The sequence below is a fragment of the Martelella sp. NC20 genome, from assembly GCF_013459645.1.
Classification (GTDB): Bacteria; Pseudomonadota; Alphaproteobacteria; order Rhizobiales; family Rhizobiaceae; genus Martelella.
Genome location: NZ_CP054861.1, coordinates 2,092,023 through 2,113,288 on the forward strand (window position 1 = coordinate 2,092,023; position 21,266 = coordinate 2,113,288).

The 21,266-nt window shown below is 62.8% G+C and carries 17 protein-coding genes; 9 read left to right on the top strand and 8 right to left on the bottom strand.

What is annotated here, in order from left to right; all coding sequences use genetic code 11:
• Positions 1 to 47 precede the first annotated feature (47 nt).
• Positions 48 to 1,709 (top strand): beta-galactosidase BglA, encoded by a 1,662-nt coding sequence (gene bglA / locus HQ843_RS10050; protein WP_180903474.1) that lies wholly within the window; start codon positions 48 to 50, stop codon positions 1,707 to 1,709.
• Positions 1,710 to 1,723: 14 nt separating this feature from the next.
• Entirely contained in the window at positions 1,724 to 2,821 is a 1,098-nt protein-coding gene (locus HQ843_RS10055) for an ABC transporter ATP-binding protein (RefSeq protein WP_180898439.1), read from the top strand.
• Positions 2,822 to 2,950: 129 nt separating this feature from the next.
• Here HQ843_RS10055 and HQ843_RS10060 read toward each other — a convergent pair whose 3' ends face one another.
• The 6 genes from HQ843_RS10060 to HQ843_RS10085 form a co-directional block, all read right to left on the bottom strand.
• Positions 2,951 to 3,622 carry an outer membrane protein gene (locus HQ843_RS10060; protein WP_180898438.1) on the bottom strand — a complete coding sequence of 224 codons (672 nt, stop codon included), beginning with the start codon at positions 3,620 to 3,622 and terminating at the stop codon, positions 2,951 to 2,953.
• A gap of 271 nt (positions 3,623 to 3,893) precedes the next feature.
• Positions 3,894 to 5,717, bottom strand: a complete 1,824-nt coding sequence (gene edd / locus HQ843_RS10065; RefSeq protein ID WP_180898437.1) for a phosphogluconate dehydratase — start codon at positions 5,715 to 5,717, stop codon at positions 3,894 to 3,896.
• A 42-nt stretch (positions 5,718 to 5,759) separates the two neighbouring features.
• Positions 5,760 to 6,458 carry a 6-phosphogluconolactonase gene (gene pgl, locus HQ843_RS10070; protein WP_180898436.1) on the bottom strand — a complete coding sequence of 233 codons (699 nt, stop codon included), beginning with the start codon at positions 6,456 to 6,458 and terminating at the stop codon, positions 5,760 to 5,762.
• Positions 6,459 to 6,469: 11 nt separating this feature from the next.
• Positions 6,470 to 7,942, bottom strand: coding sequence for a glucose-6-phosphate dehydrogenase (gene zwf, locus HQ843_RS10075; RefSeq protein ID WP_180898435.1), 1,473 nt, complete (start codon positions 7,940 to 7,942; stop codon positions 6,470 to 6,472).
• A 190-nt stretch (positions 7,943 to 8,132) separates the two neighbouring features.
• Positions 8,133 to 9,422 (bottom strand): NAD(P)/FAD-dependent oxidoreductase, encoded by a 1,290-nt coding sequence (locus tag HQ843_RS10080; protein ID WP_180898434.1) that lies wholly within the window; start codon positions 9,420 to 9,422, stop codon positions 8,133 to 8,135.
• Positions 9,423 to 9,457: 35 nt separating this feature from the next.
• Positions 9,458 to 10,915 carry a glutamine synthetase family protein gene (locus tag HQ843_RS10085; protein WP_180898433.1) on the bottom strand — a complete coding sequence of 486 codons (1,458 nt, stop codon included), beginning with the start codon at positions 10,913 to 10,915 and terminating at the stop codon, positions 9,458 to 9,460.
• A gap of 117 nt (positions 10,916 to 11,032) precedes the next feature.
• Here HQ843_RS10085 and HQ843_RS10090 point away from each other — a divergent pair, with 117 nt between their 5' ends.
• Positions 11,033 to 12,211, top strand: coding sequence for a BaiN/RdsA family NAD(P)/FAD-dependent oxidoreductase (locus HQ843_RS10090; protein WP_180898432.1), 1,179 nt, complete (start codon positions 11,033 to 11,035; stop codon positions 12,209 to 12,211).
• Positions 12,212 to 12,447: 236 nt separating this feature from the next.
• Positions 12,448 to 13,323, top strand: a complete 876-nt coding sequence (locus HQ843_RS10095; RefSeq protein WP_180898431.1) for a LysR family transcriptional regulator — start codon at positions 12,448 to 12,450, stop codon at positions 13,321 to 13,323.
• A gap of 34 nt (positions 13,324 to 13,357) precedes the next feature.
• Here HQ843_RS10095 and HQ843_RS10100 read toward each other — a convergent pair whose 3' ends face one another.
• Positions 13,358 to 15,112: an AsmA family protein gene (locus tag HQ843_RS10100; RefSeq protein WP_180898430.1), complete on the bottom strand. Its 1,755-nt coding sequence runs from the start codon at positions 15,110 to 15,112 to the stop codon at positions 13,358 to 13,360.
• A 545-nt stretch (positions 15,113 to 15,657) separates the two neighbouring features.
• On the opposite strand from HQ843_RS10100, the gene HQ843_RS10105 reads away from it, so the two are divergent.
• The 5 genes from HQ843_RS10105 to HQ843_RS10125 all read left to right on the top strand — a co-directional run bounded on the left by HQ843_RS10105 (position 15,658) and on the right by HQ843_RS10125 (position 19,603).
• Positions 15,658 to 15,867 (top strand): cold-shock protein, encoded by a 210-nt coding sequence (locus HQ843_RS10105; protein ID WP_018065178.1) that lies wholly within the window; start codon positions 15,658 to 15,660, stop codon positions 15,865 to 15,867.
• Between the two features lie 243 nt (positions 15,868 to 16,110).
• Positions 16,111 to 16,338 carry a 30S ribosomal protein S21 gene (rpsU, locus tag HQ843_RS10110; protein WP_180898429.1) on the top strand — a complete coding sequence of 76 codons (228 nt, stop codon included), beginning with the start codon at positions 16,111 to 16,113 and terminating at the stop codon, positions 16,336 to 16,338.
• Between the two features lie 135 nt (positions 16,339 to 16,473).
• Positions 16,474 to 16,692 carry a hypothetical protein gene (locus HQ843_RS10115; RefSeq protein WP_180898428.1) on the top strand — a complete coding sequence of 73 codons (219 nt, stop codon included), beginning with the start codon at positions 16,474 to 16,476 and terminating at the stop codon, positions 16,690 to 16,692.
• 258 nt (positions 16,693 to 16,950) lie between these two features.
• On the top strand, positions 16,951 to 17,973 hold the full coding sequence (locus HQ843_RS10120; RefSeq protein ID WP_180898427.1) for an LLM class flavin-dependent oxidoreductase: 1,023 nt from the start codon (positions 16,951 to 16,953) through the stop codon (positions 17,971 to 17,973).
• Positions 17,974 to 18,181: 208 nt separating this feature from the next.
• The gene (locus tag HQ843_RS10125) at positions 18,182 to 19,603 is read left to right on the top strand and encodes an alanine/glycine:cation symporter family protein (protein WP_180898426.1); all 1,422 of its coding nucleotides are present in this window, start codon (positions 18,182 to 18,184) and stop codon (positions 19,601 to 19,603) included.
• A 277-nt stretch (positions 19,604 to 19,880) separates the two neighbouring features.
• Here HQ843_RS10125 and HQ843_RS10130 read toward each other — a convergent pair whose 3' ends face one another.
• Positions 19,881 to 21,233: a formimidoylglutamate deiminase gene (locus HQ843_RS10130; RefSeq protein ID WP_180898425.1), complete on the bottom strand. Its 1,353-nt coding sequence runs from the start codon at positions 21,231 to 21,233 to the stop codon at positions 19,881 to 19,883.
• Between the last annotated feature and the right edge of the window lie 33 nt (positions 21,234 to 21,266).

Consider the following 21,266-nt stretch of genomic DNA (forward strand, 5'->3'; position numbering starts at 1 on the left):
CCGGGCTGCGAACCCGGACTGCTAAAATGACAAGAAAAGACAAGAAAATGAACGATACCAATATCAAAGTCATCGACAAGGACTGGTGGCGCGGCGCCGTCATCTACCAGGTCTATCCGCGCTCGTTTCAGGATTCCAACGGCGATGGCATCGGCGATATCCGCGGCATTGCCGACCGGCTGGATTACATCGCCGGCCTGGGCGCCGACGCGGTCTGGATCTCGCCATTCTTCACCTCGCCGATGAAGGATTTCGGCTATGACGTGTCGAACTACAAGGACATCGATCCGATGTTCGGCACGCTGGCCGATTTCGATGCGATGATCGAAAAGGCCCACGACCTCGGCCTGAAGATCATGATCGATCTGGTGCTGTCCCATACCTCGGATCAGCATCCCTGGTTCGTGGAGAGCCGGTCGAGCCGCGACAATCAGAGGGCCGACTGGTATGTCTGGGCTGATGCCAGGCCGGACGGCTCGCCGCCCAACAACTGGCTGTCGATCTTTGGCGGCTCATCGTGGCAGTGGGATTCCCGCCGCCTGCAATATTACATGCACAATTTTCTGGTGTCGCAGCCGGACCTCAACTTCCACAACATGGATGTGCAGGACGCGCTGCTCGACGTCGCCCGGTTCTGGCTCGATCGCGGGGTTGACGGCTTCCGCCTCGACACCATCAATTTCTACTTCCATGATCAGGACCTACGCGATAATCCGGCGCTCGCGCCCGCGCTTCGCAACGACCAGACGGCGCCGGCGGTCAACCCCTACAACTATCAGGAACATCTCTACGACAAGAGCCGCCCGGAAAATCTGGCCTTCCTGAAGCGGCTCAGGGCGGTGATGGAGGAATATCCGGCCGTTGCCGCCGTCGGCGAGGTTGGCGACAGCCAGCGCGGGCTCGAAATCGTCGGCGAATACACCTCCGGCGGCGACAAGATGCAGATGTGCTACGCCTTCGAATTCCTGGCGCCGCAGCCGGTGACGCCGCGCCATGTCGTGAACTCGATCAATGCGTTCGATGCCGCCGCGCCCGAGGGCTGGGCCTGCTGGGCGTTTTCCAACCATGACGTGGTGCGCCATATCAGCCGCTGGGGCGCCGGTATCGAGGACAGAGAGGCCTATGCAAAAATGCTGGCCTCGCTGCTGATGACGCTCAAGGGCTCGATCTGCCTCTATGAGGGCGAGGAACTGGGCCTGAGCGAGGCCGATATCGCGTTCGAGGACCTTCAGGATCCTTACGGCATCGAGTTCTGGCCGGAATTCAAGGGCCGCGACGGCTGCCGTACGCCGATGGTCTGGCAGGCGGGCGCGGCCAATGCCGGATTCTCGACGGCCGAAAAAACCTGGCTGCCGGTCTCGCCCGATCATGTGATGAAGGCGGTCGATGTCCAGCAGGGCGAGGACGGATCGGTGCTTGAGCATTACCGGCGCTTCCTCGCGCTGCGCAAAGGCCTGCCGGCGCTGGCAAGAGGCGGGATCGCGTTTCACGAGGCCGACAGCGATGGCTTGCTGATTTTCACGCGTCACCTTGACGGCGCGAGCGTGCTTTGCGTTTTCAATATCTCGGACGCGCCGGTGACGACGCGACTGCCGGATGGCGCATGGCAGACGCTCGGGGCCGAACGAACCGGCTTCTCGTTCGAGGCTGAGGGCAATACAATAAAACTTCCTGCCTGGGGCGGCTATTTCGCCCGCAACGGCGCTTAGGGAAAGGGGCGGTAATGACTGGTGTTACACTCAAGGACGTCAAGAAATCCTATGGCAACGTCCGGGTACTTCACAAGATCGACCTGGAAATCGAGCCGGGCGAATTCGTCGTGTTCGTCGGTCCTTCCGGATGCGGCAAGTCCACGCTGCTCAGGATGATCGCCGGGCTGGAGGAAATTTCCGGCGGAGATATCTCCATTGACGGCCAGGTGGTCAACCAGGTCCCGCCGTCCAAGCGCGGCATCGCCATGGTGTTCCAGACCTATGCGCTCTATCCGCACATGTCGGTATACGACAACATGGCGTTCGGCATGCGCATCGCCAAGGAGAGCAAGGAAGAGATCGATCGGCGCGTGCGGGCCGCGGCCGACATGCTGCAGATCACGCCCTATCTCGATCGCCTGCCGAAGGCGCTTTCGGGCGGACAGCGTCAGCGCGTGGCGATCGGCCGCGCCATCTGCCGCGATCCGAAGGTATTCCTGTTCGACGAACCGCTGTCGAACCTCGATGCAGCCCTTCGCGTCGCGACCCGTATCGAGATCGCCAAGCTCAACGAAAAGATGCCCGATACCACGATGATCTACGTGACCCACGACCAGGTCGAGGCGATGACGCTGGCGGACCGTATCGTTGTGCTTTCGGGCGGGTATATCGAGCAGGTTGGCGCGCCGCTCGATCTTTACGAACGGCCGTCGAACCTGTTCGTCGCCCAGTTCATCGGCTCGCCGGCGATGAACATCATGCCGGTGAAGATCACCCGCGCGGGCGAGACCACGGAGGTCGAACTCAACGACGGCAAGCGTTTCGAAGTACCGATCAAGACGCCCGAGAAGGATCTCGGCAAGAAGGCAAGTTTCGGGGTGCGCCCCGAGGATGTGAATGAAGCGGCGGAGGGTGAGGACTTCCTGTTCGAAGGCAAGATCGCGATCATCGAGGCGCTGGGCGAAGTGACGCTGATCTATATCGAGGGCGATCTGATCGACGAGGACCCGATCATCGTGAAGCTACCCGGCATCCACAAGGGCAAGGCCGGCGACGTGATGCGCTTTGTCGCCGATCCGGGAAAACTGCACCTGTTCGACGAAAGCGGCCACAGCTACCTCTATCGCTGATTTCCGGTCGCATTGACGCAAAAAAAGCCCGCCTGGCAATTGCCGGCGGGCTTTTCCATGTTCTCCGCCGCGGGAGGGGGGGAGCAGCGGAGAACGAACGGCGGAGGGGGAGAACCGCCGTTCGAAAGATCAGAACTTGTAGCCGACGCGGGCCATGACGCGGTTGGACGTGTAGTCCTTGGCTTCAAAGCCGGTCAGAGCGCCGTCAAAGTCCTTCTTGCCGAAGTCGGTGTAGCGGTATTCCAGACCGGCGAAGACGTTGTGGCTGAGGGCATAATCGATACCTGCGCCAACGGTCCAGCCGTTGAAGGCCTGGTCCTGCTCGAGGCCGTCGGCCTTAAGATAGCCGTTGGCAATCGCCCAGCCGCCGGTTGCGTAGATCAGGGCGTTGTCGAATGCATAACCCAGACGTGCGCGAACGGAGCCTTCCCAATCGGAACCGGCCTTGACGGTGTAGGGCAGGCCTACATTATAGCTCTGCTCGTTCCAGTTATAGTCGAGCTCACCTTCAACACCGACAACGACGTTGTTGTCGAACTGGTAGTTGTAGCCGGCGAAGCCGCCGAGCTTGCCGCCGTTGAAGTCGTCGCCGCTGCCTGCAACGCCGTTGTAGTGCAGGTTGGCGCTCGCCCAGTCGTAGCCAGCGGTGCCACCGAGATAGAAGCCGGTCCAGCTGAAGGTCTGCGGAATGACCTGCGGGGCGACATAAGGCTCAGCCGCCGGGGTCATGACCACGTCAGCTGCCTTTGCGGATACGCCCATGGCGATCAGAGCGGCCGAAGCGAGAAGAATCTTTTTCATTACTTGTACTCCTTCAATGTGTTTCACCTAGCGTTCAGATAGGCAATATAATCAATCGATCAAATGAACTTTGCACATTCCGCAAACTTCGTTGGGAGCTGTTGCTGGAATGTGACAGTTTCCCCTGTCCGATTGACCCCTTGACCTACAAACGAATAAGGCCCCGGATTTGTTTCCCGGCCTGACGATTATTGGTGGCATATGTTTATTTCGTGGCAGCAAGGCGCACGAATTGAGGCAGCCATTCACGTATTGAGAACAGCCTTAACGATTACCCGAAAAACACGCTGGCGCCGTGATCGGCGGTGCCGACATGATGGCGGAACGGGGCGAACAACTCGCGGCCCATGCCGAAATCATTGCCGGAGAGATCGGCCTCGACGGCCGGCCGGGCATCGAATTCCTCGGCGGGCACCAGCACTTCCAGCGTCCCGGCCTCCGCATCGAGCCGCATCCGGTCTCCGGTGCGGATTTTCGCGATCGGGCCGCCGTCCTTTGCTTCCGGGGTCACGTGAATGGCGGCCGGCACCTTGCCGGATGCGCCGGACATGCGCCCATCGGTGACAAGCGCCACCTTGTAGCCGCGGTCCTGCAGCACGCCGAGCGGCGGGGTGAGGCGGTGAAGTTCCGGCATGCCGTTCGATTTCGGGCCCTGGAAGGGGACCACCGCGATGAAATCGCGGTTGAGGTCGCCGGCCTTGAAGGCGTCCTGAAGCGCCTGCTGATCGTGGAACACGATCGCCGGGGCTTCGATGACCCGGCGTTCGGGCTTGACGGCGGAAATCTTGATGACGGCCTTGCCGACATTGCCGGCAAGCATTTTCAGGCCGCCATTGGGCTGGAACGGCTTGTCATGGGTGGTCAGCACCTTGGGGTCGGCGCTCGGCCCGTCGCCGATCGGCTCGCGGTAAACGGTGCCGTCGTCGTTGAGCCGGATGTCGATCGCATAGGCTTCCATGCCTTCGCCGAACACGGTGCGGACATCGTCGTGCAGATAGCCGGCATTCAGCAATTGGCGGATCAGATAGCCCATGCCGCCGGCGGCGTGGAAATGATTCACGTCGGCAAGCCCGTTCGGATAGACGCGGGCAAGCAGCGGCACGATATCGGAGAGGTCGGAAATATCCTGCCACGTAAGATGGATGCCGCCGGCCCGCGCCATCGCCACCAGGTGCATGGTATGGTTGGTGGAGCCGCCGGTCGCATGCAGGCCGACGACGCCGTTGACGATCGAGCGCTCGTCGATCATCTGGCCGACGGGCGTGAATTCGTTGCCCTCGACGGTGATCGCAAAGGCGCGTTTCACCGCCTCCTTGGTCAGCGCGTCGCGCAGCGGCGTGTTGGGGTTGATGAACGAGGCGCCGGGCATGTGCAGGCCCATCATCTCCATCAGCATCTGGTTGGAGTTGGCGGTGCCGTAGAAGGTGCAGGTGCCGGGCCCGTGATAGGATTTCGATTCAGATTCCAGCAGTTCCTTGCGCCCGACCTTGCCCTCGGCATAGAGCTGGCGGATATGCGATTTCTCGTCATTGCCCTGGCCGGTGGTCATCGGTCCGGCCGGAATGAAGATCGTCGGCAGATGGCCGAAGGTGAGTGCCGCAATCGTCAGGCCGGGCACGATCTTGTCGCAGACGCCGAGATAGACGGCGGCGTCGAACATGTTGTGCGACAGGCCGACAGCGGCCGCCATCGCGATCAGGTCGCGCGAAAACAGCGACAATTCCATGCCGGGCTGGCCCTGGGTGACGCCGTCGCACATCGCCGGCACGCCGCCGGCAACCTGCGCCACGCCGCCGACCTCATGCGCGGCCTCGCGGATCAGCGCCGGAAAGGTTTCGAACGGCTGATGGGCCGACAGCATGTCGTTATAGGAGGTGATGATGCCGAGATTGGGTACGGTATCGCCCGAAAGCGCGACCTTCTCGGCGGGGGAACAGACCGCGAAGCCATGGGCGAGATTGCCGCAGGACAGCACGGAGCGATGGACGCCCTTCGCGATCGCCTGGGAGACGCGATCGAGATAGGCTTCACGGGTCGGTCTGGACCGCTCGACGATGCGGGCGGTGATTTCTGCAATACGGGGATCGGCGGTCATGGGCTTTTCCTGTGCTTGGCGGAAGGCGCCCGGCAGAATGTGTCAGGGCGCCCAGTATATTTCCACTTGTGATGAGGCGCGGGTCAGAACGGCGCGGATGGGCATTTCCGCTTCGTCGTCGCCGTCCAGCGCCTTGTTCAGAACGTCCTTCTTGGCCTCGCCTTCGATATGGAGCACCAGCAGGCCCGCATTTTCGAGGCTGGAGAAGGTGAAGGTCAGCCGCGCTTCGCCGGCGCCTTCGGCATGAATTGCCATCACGCCTGCGGGCGTTGCCTTGTCGAGCGCCTTTTCAAGCGTGTCGCCTCCGGGGAAGAACGAGGCCGTATGGCCATCGGTTCCCATGCCCAGCACCGCGACATCGAAGGGCAGGCTTGCCGCCGACACCTTGTTGGTCACGATATCGGCCGCCTCCTCGGCGGTTTCCACCTTCTGGTAGAGCGGAATGAACCGGGCGCTGGCGGCGGGGCCGATCAACAGGTTTTCCTTCACCAGAAGATGGTTCGAGCGCGGATTGTCCTCCGGCACGAACCGCTCGTCGACCAGGGTAATGGTCACCTTCTCCCAGTCGATCGGCGCCGATGACAGCGCGCGGAAGAAGGCCTTGGGCGTCGAACCGCCGGAAACGGCGAGCGCGGCCATGCCCTTGTCGGCGATCGCCGCCGCAAGCTTGCCGGCAACGGCCGCGGACAGGGCCACGGCCAGATCGGCGCCGTTTTCGAATGTGTGCATTGTCTGCGTCATGTCGCTCGCCCTCACAGCGGCTCGTGCCAGGTGCGGCCATCGCGCTCGATCAGCGCGATCGCCTTGCTCGGGCCCCAGGTGCCGGCGGTATAGCCGTGAACCGGCTGGTTGGTCTCCTCCCAGGCCTTGAGGATCGGGTCGCACCAGCGCCATGCCGCCTCGACCTCGTCGCGGCGCATGAACAGCGTCTGGTTGGCGCGCACGACGTCGAGCAGGAGGCGCTCATAGGCATCCGGGTTGCGCACGTCGAAGGCCTGGGCGAAGCTCATGTCGAGTGCGACCTGGCGCAGCCGCATGCCGCCGGGACCGGGATCCTTGATCATCAGCCACTGCTTCACGCCCTCGTCCGGCTGCAGGCGCAGCACGAGCTGGTTGGCCGCGATCCGGCCGGCATGGTCGCCGAAGATCGAATGCGGGATTTCCTTGAAGGTGATGACGATTTCCGAAAGCCGGGTGGCGAGCCGCTTGCCGGTGCGGATGTAGAACGGCACGCCGGCCCAGCGCCAGTTTTCAACCTCGGCCTTGATGGCGACGAAGGTCTCGGTGTCCGACTCGCCTTCGAGTTCTTCGAGATAGCCCCTGACGGCCCCGCCCTTGGACGCGCCGGCGCGATATTGCCCGCGAACGGTCAATGCGCTGGCGTTTTCCTCGGTGATCGGCTTCAGCGAGCGCAGCACCTTGAGCTTCTCGTCGCGGACGGCTTCCGCCTCCATCGAATAGGGCGTCTCCATCGCCACCATGCAGAGCACGTTGAGGATGTGGTTCTGCACCATGTCGCGCAGCGCCCCGGACTTGTCGTAATAGCCGGCCCGGCCCTCAAGCCCGACCTCTTCGCCGACGGTAATCTGCACATGGTCGATATGGTTGGCGTTCCAGAGCGGCGCGTAGAGCGCATTCGCGAAGCGCAGCGCCATCAGGTTCTGCACCGTCTCCTTGCCGAGATAGTGGTCGATGCGGAAGACCTGTTCCTCGTGGAAGGTCTTGGCAATCATGTTGTTGAGTTCCAGCGCGGAGGCGAGGTCGCGCCCGAGCGGTTTTTCAACGACGATGCGGGTCTGTTTGGTGATCAGCTTGTGGTCGCGAATGCCGTCGCAGATCGGACCGAAGATCGAGGGGGCGACCGCCATGTAGAACGCGCGCACACGGTCCTTGCCCGGCTCCAGCAATTTCTTCAGCGCGTCCCAGCCCTTGTTGGTGGTCGCGTCGACGGGCACGTATTCGATCCGGGAGAGGAACTTCGCGACCTCGTCCTTGTCGTACTCGCCTTCCTTCAGGTGTTCCTTCAGCGCCTTGGCGGCGTGCTCGCGGAACTGTTCGGAGGTCAGTTCGGAGCGCGAGGCGCCGATGATGCGCGTCGGGTCGGTGAACTGACCCGCAATCTGGCGGTGGTAGAGCGCGGGGAGGAGCTTGCGTTCCGTCAGGTCTCCGGTTGCGCCGAAGACAACATAGTCGAAGGGTTCAACGGGGATCATTTGACTGCTCATTGTCAGTCCTCTCAATCGTCAGCTGGTTGGCGGTGTTTTATCAAATCGATTTAAAAATGCCAGTCCGATTTCGAAAAAAAACGGAGGAAGGCGGAAGGGTGCGATCGTCTTTCATCGGGGTGGTCTCGGTACTGGAGCGCTTTCAGAGCAAAGGTGGTTACCGGTCCGCAAGCGCGGAAAAACAAATCAACTAGATCAGGTCGCGCAGCGCGAACCATGTGAGCGCCAGGAACAGCAGTGGCCTGCGCAGCCGCTCGCCGCCCGGGAATGAGGGGATTTCGAGGTCGCGGTAAAGCCCGAGATCCTGCGAGCGTCCCGCGATCTCGTCGGCATAAAGCTTGCCGCAGTAATTCGACAGCATGACGCCGTGGCCCGAGAACCCGCCGATCGAGGTGACGCCCGGCATGATGTCGTGCACCAGCGGCCGGCGCGGCAGGGTAATGCCCACCGACCCGCCCCAGGCATGAGTGATGTCGACGCTGGCCAGTTGCGGATAGACCTGCATGATCTGGCGGTGGAGATGTCTGGCAACGTTTTTCGGATCATCGGCGGAATAGACCTCGCGCCCGCCGAACAGCAATTCTCCGGTCGGTGCCTTGCGAAAGTAGCGCACCACAAACCGGCTGTCATCGACCGATTCGCCGCCGGGCAAAATCTTTAGCGCCTTCGGGATCCGGGTGGTTGCGGCGATGAAGGAGCGGATCGGCATGATCTTCGCCGCCGTTTTCGGTTCCAGGTGCTCCTTGATGTAGCCGTTGCAGGCGATCAGGGCGCGATCGGCGGTAATCGTTCCGCGGTCGGTCTCCACCGCGATCCTGCCGTCGGCGCGGTCGATATTGAGGGCCTTGGTCATTTCGAACAGGCGCGCGCCGGCCTTTGCCGCAGCGCTCGCGGTGCCGACCAGAAGTTTCAGCGGATGGATATGGCCGGTGCCGATATCGCGCAGGCCGCAGTGATAATGGCTGGAGCCAAGCCGCTCCGCCGTCTCCTGCCGGCCCATGAAGGACAGATGCGGGTAGTCGTAGCGTTCCGCCAGCACCTCGGCGTGGCTGCGGTAGGCGTACTCCTTGCCGCGTTTATGCGCGACGGAGAGCTGGCCGGGGGTGAAATCGATATTGATCTTCTGGGCGCGGGCGAAATCCAGCAGGTGGGACTTGGCATCCTCGGCCATGCGGAAAAAGGCCAGCGATCGGGCCTTGCCGAGCTTGTGTTCCATGTCCTCCGGCCACCAGTGCTGGCCGGTTCCGAGCTGGCCGCCATTGCGCCCCGATGCGCCGTCGCCGAACCGGGCGGCGTCGATCAGCACCACGTCGACGCCGTCGGCCGCCAGTTGATAGGCCGCCTGAAGGCCGGTAAAGCCGCCGCCGACGACGATGACATCCGCGCTCGTCGAGCCGTCAAGCTGGGGATAGGTCGGCCGCTCGGCGAGCGTTGCCTGATACCAGGACATCCCCGGCGCAATCGGGCTTTGCCATTTCATTCGCCATCGTCTCCGTCATCAAAAATCGTTTACTGTTACACGTGCAGGAGCAGGTATTCCCGTTCCCAGGGGCTGATCACCTCCATGAAGGTTTCGAATTCGCCGCGCTTGATCCCGGCGTAAAGGTCGATGAATTCGTGGGAAAGCACCGGGACGAGCGCCGTTTCGGCCTCGAGCAGCGCCAGCGCCTCCAACAGGCCCCGCGGTAGATCGACAATGCCCTCATTGGCGGTATCGGCCGTCGGCGCGGAGGGATCGGCAAGGTTCTCGATGCCGAGATAGCCGCAGGCGAGCGAGGCCGCAAGCGCGAGGTAGGGATTGGCGTCGGAGCTCGGCAGCCGGTTTTCGACCCGCCGCGAATCCGGGTCGGAAACCGGGATGCGGAACGCGGTGGTGCGGTTGTCGTAGCCCCAGGCGGTGTTGACCGGGCAGGCCATGTCCGGCGTCAGCCGGCGGTAGGAATTCACATAGGGCGCCATCATCACCAGCGTTGACGGCACGTATTTCTGCATGCCGCCGATGAAGTGGAAGAATTCGGGCGAGGGCTCGCCGTTTTCCAGCGAAAACACGTTGCGGCCGGTCTCGATATCGATCAGCGACTGATGGATATGCATGGCCGAGCCCGGCTGGCCCTGCATCGGCTTGGCCATGAAGGTCGCAAACGTGCCGTGCTTGGTGGCCGCTTCTCGGATTGTGCGCTTGAAATAGAACACCTGGTCGGCAAGCTCCAGCGGATCGCCATGGCGGAGATTGATCTCGAGCTGGGCCGGCCCCTCCTCGTGGATCAGGGTGTCGATCTCAAGGCCCTGCGCCTCGCAGAAGTGATAGATATCGTCGATCAGCTCGTCGAACTCGTTGATGCCGGCGATCGAATAGGCCTGGCCGGCCACGATCGGGCGTCCGGAACGGCCGACGGGCGGCGTCAGCGGCAGGTCGGGATCGTCATTCTTGGCCACGAGATAGAATTCGATCTCGGGCGCGACCACCGGGCGCCATCCCTTTTTTTCGTAGAGCTCGATGACCCGTTTCAGTACGTTGCGCGGGGCGTAGGGCACCTCCGCGCCATCGGAGCCGACGACGTCGCAGATCACCTGCGCGGTCGGGTCGCTTTCCCAGGGAACCGTCGTCAGCGTCGACAGATCGGGCACGAGCTTGAGGTCATTGTCGCGCGGCTCATAGCGGAAGCTGCCGCTTTCATCCGGATAGTCGCCCGAAATCGTGTGGCGGTAGAGCGCGGAGGGAAGGGCAAGCGAGGTGTTGGACGTAAACTTCGATGTCGGCATCATCTTGCCGCGCGGCACGCCGGCAATATCGGGCGTGATGCATTCGATATCCTCGATGCCGCGCGCCTTCAGCCAGCGGGCGGCATCCTTCCAGTCGGCGACGCCGCGCGCGGATGCAGGCGAAGACAGCACGGTCGGCTTCTTCGCCCGTTTGGCTCTGTTGCCTGGGGATCTGCTTGCGGCTTTCATGGACATTTTCTTGGCTGACATTTTTCTCGCCGGTTGTCATTGCGGTTTTCTGTATCATAAACACCCGTGACGCGTTGGCGAGGGGGCAAGTTGAGTTTCTGCGCCGGAACCGGACGCCGCCTTGGGGATAACAGGCGAATGAAAGAATATGATGTCATTATCGTGGGGGCCGGAGCTGCCGGGCTGATGTGCGCCGCGCGCGCCGGCAAACGCGGCCGCAGGGTGCTGCTGATCGACCATGCGGCCAAGCCCGGCGAGAAGATCCGCATCTCCGGCGGCGGCCGCTGCAATTTCACCAATATCCATGCCGGCCCGCGCAACTACATCTCCGAAAACCCGCATTTCGCCAAATCCGCACTGGCGCGCTACACCCCGCGCGATTTTATCGATCTCGTCGAGAGCCACGGCATCGCCTGGCACGAAAAGACGCTGGGCCAACTGTTCTGCGACGGCTCGGCGCGCGAGATCATCGCCATGCTGATGGCGGAATGCGCGCGCGGCGGCGTCACGGTCGCGCTTGAAACCGCTGCCAGCGAGATCTCCCGCATCGGAGACCGGTTCGTGATGCGGCTGAATGGCGAAAAGGCGTCATCCGCCGCTCTGGTGATCGCCACCGGCGGCAAGTCGATCCCGAAAATGGGCGCCACCGGGTTTGCCTATGATGTCGCCGCAAGCTTCGCCATTGCGATGGTCGAGCCGCGGCCCGGCCTGGTGCCGTTCACGCTGGATCCGCAGTTGCAGGCGGAATTGCAGCCACTGTCGGGCATCGGGGTCGAAACCGAGATCGGCTGCGGCAAGACCGCGTTTCGCGAGGCGATGCTGATCACCCATCGCGGGCTGTCCGGGCCCGCAATCCTGCAGATTTCATCCTTCTGGAAACCGGGACAGGAAATCGCGGTGCGCATGCTGCCCGCCATCGACCTTGCGGCCGAACTCATCAAGGCCAAGCGCGACAATGGCCGGCAAAGCGCTGCCACCGCGCTTTCCGCTCATCTGCCCAAGCGGCTGGCGCAGTATCTTGCGGAGAAACGCGGCCCCGCCGGACCTTTGGCCGACACGGCGGACAAGGCGCTCGAAGCCCTTGCCCGGGCCGTTCAGGACTGGCGGGTCAAGCCCGCGGGCACCGAGGGCTACCGCACCGCCGAGGTGACGCTCGGCGGCATCGACACCAGCGCGCTGTCTTCGGCCACAATGGAAGCGCGCGCCGTGCCGGGGCTTTATTTCATCGGCGAATGCGTCGACGTTACCGGCTGGCTTGGCGGTTACAATTTCCAGTGGGCATGGGCCTCGGGCGTCGCTGCCGGCGACGCTTTATGAGGCGAAAGGCGGCAGCGCACCGCTGCGCGAACGCAACCAGCCAATACCAGGGTCTCGGGAGCGGATTGGCGTGGGCGCGGTAATAGTCGTCCTCGGGCATGTCGCGCCAGTTGACGACGTCGATGATTTTGGGCGGTCGGGGCATTGGCGATGTCTCCTTTGTCGTGAGCCATCACCTCTATTAAGCGCAAAAATTATCGTTTGATATCGCGTGAAATGAGGCCTATTTTTCATGCATGAAAAATGCTCCATGGTCTCATTATCAGTTGTTCCTGCTGGTCGTCCGTCATGGCGGGCTGTCGGGTGCTGCGGAAGAAAGCGCGCTCAGTCCGGCCACCGTCGGCAGGCACATGCTCGATCTCGAGCAACGGCTCGGCAGGACCCTGTTCCGGCGCAGCCCGCGCGGCTACAGCCTGACGCCGGACGGCGAAACCCTGCATGCGATGCTGAAGGACGCGGAAGGCAGGCTGCGCCGGGTCGAGGACTGGCGCGGCGAGACGGCGGCCCCGACGCTGGTGCGCCTGGCGATCGGCACCTGGAATGCCTTTCTGGTCAGCCAGCACATCAGTGAAATCCGGTCGCCCGGCGATCCCGTTCGCCTCCAGTTCCTCGTCGGCGAACAACGCGCGAGCCTTGCCCACCGTGAAAACCATATCGGTATCCGCTCGTTCAGGCCGGAAGAGACCAATCTTGCCGCCCGGCGCGTCTGCCCGGTCGCCTACGCGGCTTTCAGGGCCAAGAACGCGCCGGCCGCGGTCGCCGAGCAATGGATCGCGGTCACCCGCGAGGAGGCGATTTCCGGCTATCTGCTCTGGCCCCATACGCATCACGCCAACGCCATCATCATGTCGGTAAGCCGGCCGCGCTCCATGCTCGATCTGGTCGAGGCGGGCGCCGGCATTGCCGTTCTGCCGTGTTTCATCGGCGATACCAACCCGCGCCTGGTGCGCGCCGGGCCGGTGATCGATGCGCTCGCCCATGATCAGTGGCTCGTGTTGCATGACGATGATCGCCGCCAGCGCGAAATCCGCCAGGTCGCCGACCGGCTTTACAGGTTCATGAAGGCGCGGGCGCAGCTTTACGCCGGCAGGCGCTCGGAATCGGACGCGTGAGATCGCGTGCCGTTGCAGGGCAAGGGCTGTCGGTCTACTCGGAAACAGGCTTTGGCGGCATTTCCGTGACCCGGGCAAAGGCGGCCAGCGCATTTCCGCTGATATCGAGCGACAGCGACGTGCCGTTCTTCGGGATCGCCGTCAGGTTGGCCTCCAGCTGTCCGGAGGCTGTGTCGATCCGGCCGTCGATCGTGACCTGCCTGTTCTCGGATTCGATGGTGACGCCCTCAAGGGTCAGCATCGTGCCATCGAGCGTGCCGCGACCTTTGATCGACCGGAACGCATAGGGCGCCTGTTTCAGCGGCGAGAACGCGAAGGCGTTGCTGTTGGCGGCGGTTTCCAGGATCGCGTTGAGATCAAGCCAGGTCAACTGGCCCTGGCCGGCGGAAAAGCGGAAACTGCCCGAAAGGCCGTCCTTGGCGTCTCGTTGCAGCGGCAATGCCGCCTGGTAGATCAATTCGAGGTCGAGCGCGTTGCTTTCCAGCGGCACGGCAAAGCCGAGCTGACGGAAAAGCGGGCCAGACCTGACATTCTCCGCATTCAGCCGGACCTTGGCGGTGCCTTCGTTGCGAACGGCGACATGGCCGTACAATGTGCCATTATCGAGCCTGCTGTCGGCGATATCGAAACTGGTCTGCTCGCTGGTGCGGATGATGCTGGCGGCCACGTCCGACAAGGTGATGTCGGCAAGCCGCACGGTGCCGGCCGAGACCCGCAGATCGAGATCGGAGAGCGGCTGGCCGGTCTCGTCATCCGAACCATCCGCCATGGTGTCGATCCATGAGGGCAGCGAGGACTGGGCATCGAACAGCGCGATATCCGTGAACGCCATGGTCGCGGAAATCCTGGCCGGCTCCTCGGGCGTCTGCAACTCGATATCGAGAGCGCCGCTGCCCCTGGCGTCGCCGATTGCCAGTTCCACAGGCGAGAACCGCAGCGATGACCCGCTGCGCGCGACCTGGCCTTTCAGCGATGCCTGACCGACCGTGCTCAGGAACCGGGTCTCGACGCCGAGCGTCGTCAGCAAATTCTGCAGGTCGGCGGTCGAAAGGGAAAAGCTTCCGTTCAGGACGTAGGGCATTCTGCCCGATGCGGAGCCCTGATAGCTCACCGAGGCAAGGGCATTGGCGAGAGTGAGGTCGACCGTCGAGGAACCGCCGGCAAGCAGTGTGGCCGGCTTGGCGGTCCTGAGCGAGATCTCGGTTGGCTCGCCTCCGATCTCGGCCGATCCTGTGAAACGGGCGGCGCCATCCAATTCTTCCCAGTCCAGCTTTCCGGTGACGGCTTTCACGATCCGCGGATCGCCGTCGCCGGCAATGGCGATGGTGCTGTTTGAAAGCCGCAGCTCTCCCGGGCCCTTGCCATTAATCGCGTCGGCCTGGCCATCCTGAATGGCCGCGACCGCCGTGGCCAGCCTGTTCGCCGGCGCAGCGCCCGGAGCGCCGGCATCTTCCAGTACGACAACGGCCTTGTCGAGCGTCAGATCGGAGAACGCGGGATTGCCCGAAAGCGCGCCGAAAATGCCGAAATCGGCTGTGAGTTCCGCCGCGTTTCCGTACACCAGCAGACCGCCGCCGTCCGGGCGGGCGACTGCGGCGCCATGCGCGGTGACCCGGGGGCGGGGCCAGTAGGAAATTTCCGGTGCGCCCGCAATCGACGCCTGTGCTCCGAGCCATCCCGAAAGCGCTTCTTCCAGCGCACCGCGCATGGATACGGGCGAGACGATTGTGGGCACGAGGTGATAGACGGCCACGGCCAGCAGAATACCGCCCGCCAGCCCGTAGCGCACCCATCGGCTGCGGCCCAGTCGACGGGGCCGTTCCGATAAAAACGCGGCTGGAGATGGAATTCTCATGTAATAAGGCCTGTATCTGCGCACTCCCGCCCCGGCGATAACCGAAAATCGGTGCAGGCACAATAATCGGTTGTTTTTTACATCTTGGCAAAGGTGGCTCGAATGATTGAACTTTTCCCGCCTTTCGAAGCAATACCCGCAGGCGCTGGACTCTATTTTGCTGACATCGACGCCCTGAAGACGTAAGGGCGGCAGCGCCTGTCTCGCTGCTTCTTGAGAGCCTCCGGGCGACTGTCAGGCGTCCGTTTCGTGTGGTATGCTCCCTCGCGAAGCACGTTATCGGTATCCCGCTCTGGCTGCGACGGCTGGTTTAATTTGCCCCCGACCGTTGCAATCGGCGGTGCAGCGGCCTATATGAGTGGTCATCGACCATTGCTTGTGACGTTGTCCGGGGGCGGCAAGCTCCCACCGATATCCTTTCAAAATCGATCTCATTCGCGAATCATCGCGAAATAAAAACCAATTGAAAGGATATCATCATGTCGACCGGAACAGTGAAATGGTTCAATGCCGCCAAGGGTTTTGGCTTTATCCAGCCCGATGATGGCAGCACGGACGTTTTCGTTCATATTTCTGCTGTTGAGCGTGCGGGTATGCAGTCGCTCAATGACGGTCAGAAATTGAGCTATGAAGTCGTTCGCGACAACCGCTCTGGAAAGAGCGCGGCCGACAATCTTCAGGCTGCTTGATCTTACTGCTTCCCGGTTGACCACGGATGTACTGGCAACCGGTGCGGGGCAACGGTGGACACCACCTTATTTCAAGTTGCAGATAATTGTCATTCGCTGTCGCTGACCACGGATGTACTGGCAGTGACTGGGAAGAGGTCGGGGTAATCCCGGCCTTTTTGTTTTCACGTTGCCGCTCGTGCGCGCTCCGGCGCTGCATGGCCGGGAACGTGGAAGAAACGTAACGCAATCAAGGAGGTTTTCTTGCAGGTACTGGTAAGAGATAATAATGTCGATCAGGCGCTTCGCGTCCTGAAGAAGAAAATGCAGCGTGAGGGCATCTTTCGCGAGATGCGGGCGCGGCGATCTTACGAGAAGCCTTCGGAAAAGCGCAATCGCGAGGCAGGCGAGGCGGTTCGTCGTCTGCGCAAGCTGAAAAGAAAGCAGATGCAGCGCGAAGGTCTTCTTCCTGCCGCGCGCAAGAAGAGCTAAGGCGCGTCCACGAAATGTGGATACCGGTTTTCCGCCCGGACGCGCATGAAAACCAAAGAGACAGAGTGGGACCGCTTTTCCGTGAAAGGCGGACCCCCTTCAGGGCCGGCACGGCGTCCGATCAGGGAGACTGCCATGACTGCGACAAAAGATCAGTTTTTCAAGCCTGGCCGGGTTTCGGCCACGGACAAGCTGGCGACCACCGACAAGGTGGCGCGCGAGATCATTGCCGAAGAGGCAACGCGGATTCTCACCAAGACGGAGCGTTTGCGCCGCCTGCGCATTGAGCGCGAAGCGTCCGCTCCGGAAGAAAAGCCGAAGAAGAGCCGGGCCAGGAAGGTCGCCGCGAAATAGGCCTCTCCGGCCACTGCCGTCCCGGCATGACCGGTCTTGTCCGCGACCGCGCGCTTCAGGCCGGGCGATCTGGCGGAATGTTTTCTGGATATGCGACGACCCGCCCGATGGCGGGTCGTTTTGCGTTTTGGCCGGGTCTGCCGAAAACGCTGTGTTCATCGAACGACCCATTGCCCTTGCGGGGCGCGAACGGCATCTATCGGAAAACAGGGCCAGCCCGGGAAACAGAGGCATGACTATGCCGGAGGTATGCATAACATGAAGAAAATAGGATTTTTGTCCTTTGGACACTGGACGCCGTCGCCGCAATCGGCGACCCGCTCCGCCGCCGACGTGCTGTCGCAGTCGATCGACCTTGCGGTCGCCGCCGAGGAACTGGGGGCCGACGGGGCCTATTTCCGGGTGCATCACTTCGCCCGGCAATTGTCCTCGCCGTTTCCGCTTCTGGCCGCCATCGGCGCCAGGACGAACCGGATCGAGATCGGGACCGGCGTCATCGACATGCGCTACGAAAACCCGCTTTACATGGTGGAGGATGCGGGCTCTGCCGATCTGATTTCGGGCGGAAGGCTGCAACTCGGCATTTCGCGCGGCTCGCCCGAACAGGTGATCGAGGGCTGGCGCCATTTCGGCTATCAGCCCGGCGAAGGGGAAGACGATGCCGCCATGGCGCGCCGTCACACCGAGGTGTTCCTCGACCAGCTTGAAGGCAGGGGCTTTGCCGAACCCAATCCGCGCCCGATGTTTCCCAACCCGCCCGGCCTGCTGCGGCTCGAACCCCATTCCGAAGGGCTTCGACAACGCATCTGGTGGGGTTCGGCGACCAATGCGACCGCGCGATGGGCGGCCGCGCTCGGCATGAACCTGCAGAGTTCGACGCTGAAATTCGACGAGACCGGCGAGCCGCTTCACAAGCAGCAGGCCGATCAGATCCGCGCCTACCGCGCCGCCTGGAAAGAGGCCGGCCACGACTGGACGCCGCGCGTTTCGGTCAGCCGTTCGATTTTCGCGCTCACCAACGACATGGACCGGGCCTATTTCGGCCGGGGCGGCAACGAGCAGGATTCGATCGGCTATATCGATGAACAGACCCGCGCGGTGTTCGGCCGTTCCTATGCCGCCGAGCCGGACCGGCTGATCGAGCAATTGAAGGGCGACGAGGCGATCGCCGAGGCCGATACGCTGCTGCTCACCGTGCCGAACCAGCTTGGCGTCGCCTACAACGCGCATGTCATCGAGGCGATCCTGAAACATGTCGCGCCGGGCCTTGGCTGGCGCTGAGCCGCTATGTCGCGACGCGGCGCTTTGCGCGCCGCGTTGCTTCGGCCAATGACGCGGCAGAACCTGCTTGCCCCGTGGCGCGTTCGCGCATACGCTTTCCTCCAAGCAAATCAAAAACAGCGGGCCATGCAGGTCCGTTCGGGTGGGGACCCTGGAGCATCGATGCGTTCGCGCGCAATCATGCATTTGCGACAAAAGGGGACTGGCAGTGCAGTTTTTCGATACGATCTTCAACTATATCAACGATCTGACCTGGGGCTGGGCACTGGTGCCGTTCCTGGTTGTGCTCGGCGTGTTCTTCACGGTTGCGAGCGGCTTCGTGCAGTTCCGGTTCTTCAAGCGCATGTTCGGCGTGTTGTGGGGCGATGAGGATGGCGACCCCTCCAAGATCAGCGCCCGCGAGGCGCTGTTCGTTTCGGTCGGCGGGCGCGTCGGCGGCGGCAATATCGCCGGCGTGGCGGTGGCGATCACGGCCGGCGGGCCGGGCGCGGTGTTCTGGATGTGGGCGATTGCCCTTGTCGGCATGTGTTCGAGCCTGGTCGAGGCGACGCTTGCCCAGGCCTACAAGCGCACCGAACCGAATGGCGATTATCGCGGCGGCCCCGCCTCCGCCATCATCTACGGTCTTGGCGCGAACTATCGCTGGCTGGCGATCATCTACGCGGTCTGCCTGATCGCGGCCTTCGCGATCGGCTTCAATGCATTCCAGGGCAACACCGTGGCGGGCGCGGCGGCCGACAGTCTCGGCATACCGCGCTATGTCACGGGCGTCGTGCTGGCGGCGGCGACAGGCTTCATCGTGTTCGGCGGCATTCATCGGATCGCCAAGGTGTCCGATGTCATCATTCCGATCATGGCCCTCGGCTATATCGGCATGGCGCTGGTGATCATCCTCATCAATATCACCGCCGTTCCGGCCGTGCTGTGGGATATCGTCGCCAATGCGGTCGGCATCCGCGAAGCGGTGGCCGGCGGCATCGGGGCTGCGGTTTCCAACGGGCTCAGGCGCGGGCTGTTTTCCAACGAGGCGGGTCTCGGGTCGGCACCCAATGTCGCCGCCACCGCCTATGTCCGCCATCCGGTGAGCCAGGGCATCACGCAGAGCTTTTCGGTGTTCATCGACACGATGATCATCTGCTCGTGCACGGCGTTCATCATTCTGCTCGGCGATGTCTATCAGCCGGGGCAGAAGGGCGTCGACGGCGTGATCCTGACGCAGCAGAGCATTGTCGATCACCTCGGCAACTGGGCGCAGTATTATCTGACGGCGGCGATCTTCCTGTTCTCGTTCTCGTCGATCATCTACAACTACTATCTCGGCGAGAACGCGCTCGATTTCATGACCGACAGGCCGAGCGCGCTGCAGATCCTCAGGATTGTCATCATCGCAATTGTCTTCATCGGCGCGGTCGCCCCCGGCGCGACATCGGTGTTCAACTTCTCCGACCCGATGATGGGCATTCTTGCGGTCGTCAACCTTCTGGCGCTGATGATGCTGTTCCCGATCGCGCTCCGGCTGATCAACGATTTCCGCGACCAGCTTGCCGCCGGGATCAAACGGCCGATCTTCGATCCGAAGAAGTTCCCGGATCTCGATACCGATCCGACGGCCTGGCCGGACGCGAAGTGAGATGGTGGCCGGGGCCGGCGGTCTTTCCTGTTTCGGCGGAGGTCGTTGGGTCCCGTGCAATGCAGCTTTAATCTCCCCCCTTGAGGGGGAGATGTCGCGAAAGCGACAGAGAGGGGTAAGGGGCATAAGCCGCAGGTGCAGTGCTCTCTGAAAGGGTTCACCCCTCTCTGCCCCTGTCGGGGCATCTCTCCCTCAAGGGGAGAGATTGTAGGTTGCCCGCAAGTCTCATGTGGAAGCTGGCTGCAAGGCCGTTCACCGAACGCTTTTCTTGACCGCTTCAGCCGCTCCGCGCCATCAGCGCCGTCATTGTCTTGCGGAACCGCGTCTCGATCGCCGTGCGCTTGACGTGTCGGCCGCCTTCGACCTGTTTGATGCCGTTGACCCAGACGCAGTCGGGTTTCAACTGGCCGGCGAAGATGAAGCCGTCGAGGGCCTGGTCTTCGGCGAGCCAGGGCGCTGTGGAACCGTCGAGCGAGAAGAAGCTCGCCGGCAGGCCCTCGGCAATGCCGGCCTTGATGCCCATCGCCTGCGCTCCGCCCGCGAGCGCGCCGTCGAACAGGCGACGGCCGGTGGTGCCGCCGGGGCTTGCGATCACGTTGCGGGCCCGCTCCCCGAGGCGCTGGGCATATTCGAGCTGGCGCAATTCGTCCGAAAGCCCGATCTGTACGTTGGAATCCGAGCCGACGCCGAAGGCGCCGCCGGCATCGAGGAACCGGCTTGCCGGGAAGATACCGTCGCCGAGATTGGCCTCGGTGACCGGGCAGAGCCCCGCGACCGCGCCGGATTTCGCAAGCCCGTCGGCGTCGGCGTCGGTCATGTGGGTGGCGTGGATCAGGCACCAGCGGGCGTCGACGCCGGTGTTTTCGAGGAGCCATTCGACCGGCCGCCTGCCGCTCCAGTCGCGGCAATCATCCACTTCCTTCACCTGCTCGGCGATATGCATGTGGACGGGGCCGTCGGCCAGGGCGCTGACGGCGGCAAGTTCTTCGGGGGTAACGGCACGCAGCGAATGGGGGGCGACGCCGAGCACGGCGTGGTCCAGTCCGCTGACGATCGCCCGCGAGGCCTCCATCAGCCGGGCGAAACCGTCGAGATTGTGGATGAAGCGGCGCTGGCCATCATTCGGGGCAAGGCCGCCGAAATTGGAATGGGCGTAGAATACCGGCAACAGCGTCAGGCCGATTCCGGTTTCGCTGGCCGCCGCCGCGATCCGTTCCGCCATCTCGCCGATGTTTGCGTAGTGGCTGCCGTCCCTGTCGTTGTGGAGATAGTGGAATTCGCCGACGCGGGCAAAGCCGGCCTCCAGCATTTCCACGTATAGCTGGGCCGCGATCGCCTCGGCCTCGTCGGGCTCGAGCGCGAAGGTGAAACGGTACATCACCTCGCGCCAGCTCCAGAAATTGTCGCTCGCGGGGCCGCGCCGCTCTGCAAGGCCGGCCATCGCGCGCTGGAACGCATGGCTGTGCACATTGGCGACGGCCGGCACGATGATGGCATGGCGCTCGTCGCCGGCCTCGGGGCTCGCATCGAAGGCGAGGCCGGCGATGCGGCCGCCGTCGAGCGCGATGCGCGCATTCGCGCGCCAGCCCGCGGGCGTCAGGATACGGTCGGCGAAAATATGGGAAGTCATGCAGCAGCCCCGTTTTTATGCTTGCTCGTTGCT

Excerpts from the sequence above, each read along its gene's own strand:
- bglA (WP_180903474.1), top strand. The coding sequence starts at position 48 with ATGAACGATACCAATATCAAAGTCATCGACAAGGACTGGTGGCGCGGC.
- HQ843_RS10055 (WP_180898439.1), top strand. The coding sequence starts at position 1,724 with ATGACTGGTGTTACACTCAAGGACGTCAAGAAATCCTATGGCAACGTC.
- HQ843_RS10060 (WP_180898438.1), bottom strand. The coding sequence starts at position 3,622 with ATGAAAAAGATTCTTCTCGCTTCGGCCGCTCTGATCGCCATGGGCGTA.
- edd (WP_180898437.1), bottom strand. The coding sequence starts at position 5,717 with ATGACCGCCGATCCCCGTATTGCAGAAATCACCGCCCGCATCGTCGAG.
- pgl (WP_180898436.1), bottom strand. The coding sequence starts at position 6,458 with ATGACGCAGACAATGCACACATTCGAAAACGGCGCCGATCTGGCCGTG.
- zwf (WP_180898435.1), bottom strand. The coding sequence starts at position 7,942 with ATGAGCAGTCAAATGATCCCCGTTGAACCCTTCGACTATGTTGTCTTC.
- HQ843_RS10080 (WP_180898434.1), bottom strand. The coding sequence starts at position 9,422 with ATGAAATGGCAAAGCCCGATTGCGCCGGGGATGTCCTGGTATCAGGCA.
- HQ843_RS10085 (WP_180898433.1), bottom strand. The coding sequence starts at position 10,915 with ATGTCAGCCAAGAAAATGTCCATGAAAGCCGCAAGCAGATCCCCAGGC.
- HQ843_RS10090 (WP_180898432.1), top strand. The coding sequence starts at position 11,033 with ATGAAAGAATATGATGTCATTATCGTGGGGGCCGGAGCTGCCGGGCTG.
- HQ843_RS10095 (WP_180898431.1), top strand. The coding sequence starts at position 12,448 with ATGAAAAATGCTCCATGGTCTCATTATCAGTTGTTCCTGCTGGTCGTC.
- HQ843_RS10105 (WP_018065178.1), top strand. The coding sequence starts at position 15,658 with ATGTCGACCGGAACAGTGAAATGGTTCAATGCCGCCAAGGGTTTTGGC.
- HQ843_RS10115 (WP_180898428.1), top strand. The coding sequence starts at position 16,474 with ATGACTGCGACAAAAGATCAGTTTTTCAAGCCTGGCCGGGTTTCGGCC.
- HQ843_RS10120 (WP_180898427.1), top strand. The coding sequence starts at position 16,951 with ATGAAGAAAATAGGATTTTTGTCCTTTGGACACTGGACGCCGTCGCCG.
- HQ843_RS10130 (WP_180898425.1), bottom strand. The coding sequence starts at position 21,233 with ATGACTTCCCATATTTTCGCCGACCGTATCCTGACGCCCGCGGGCTGG.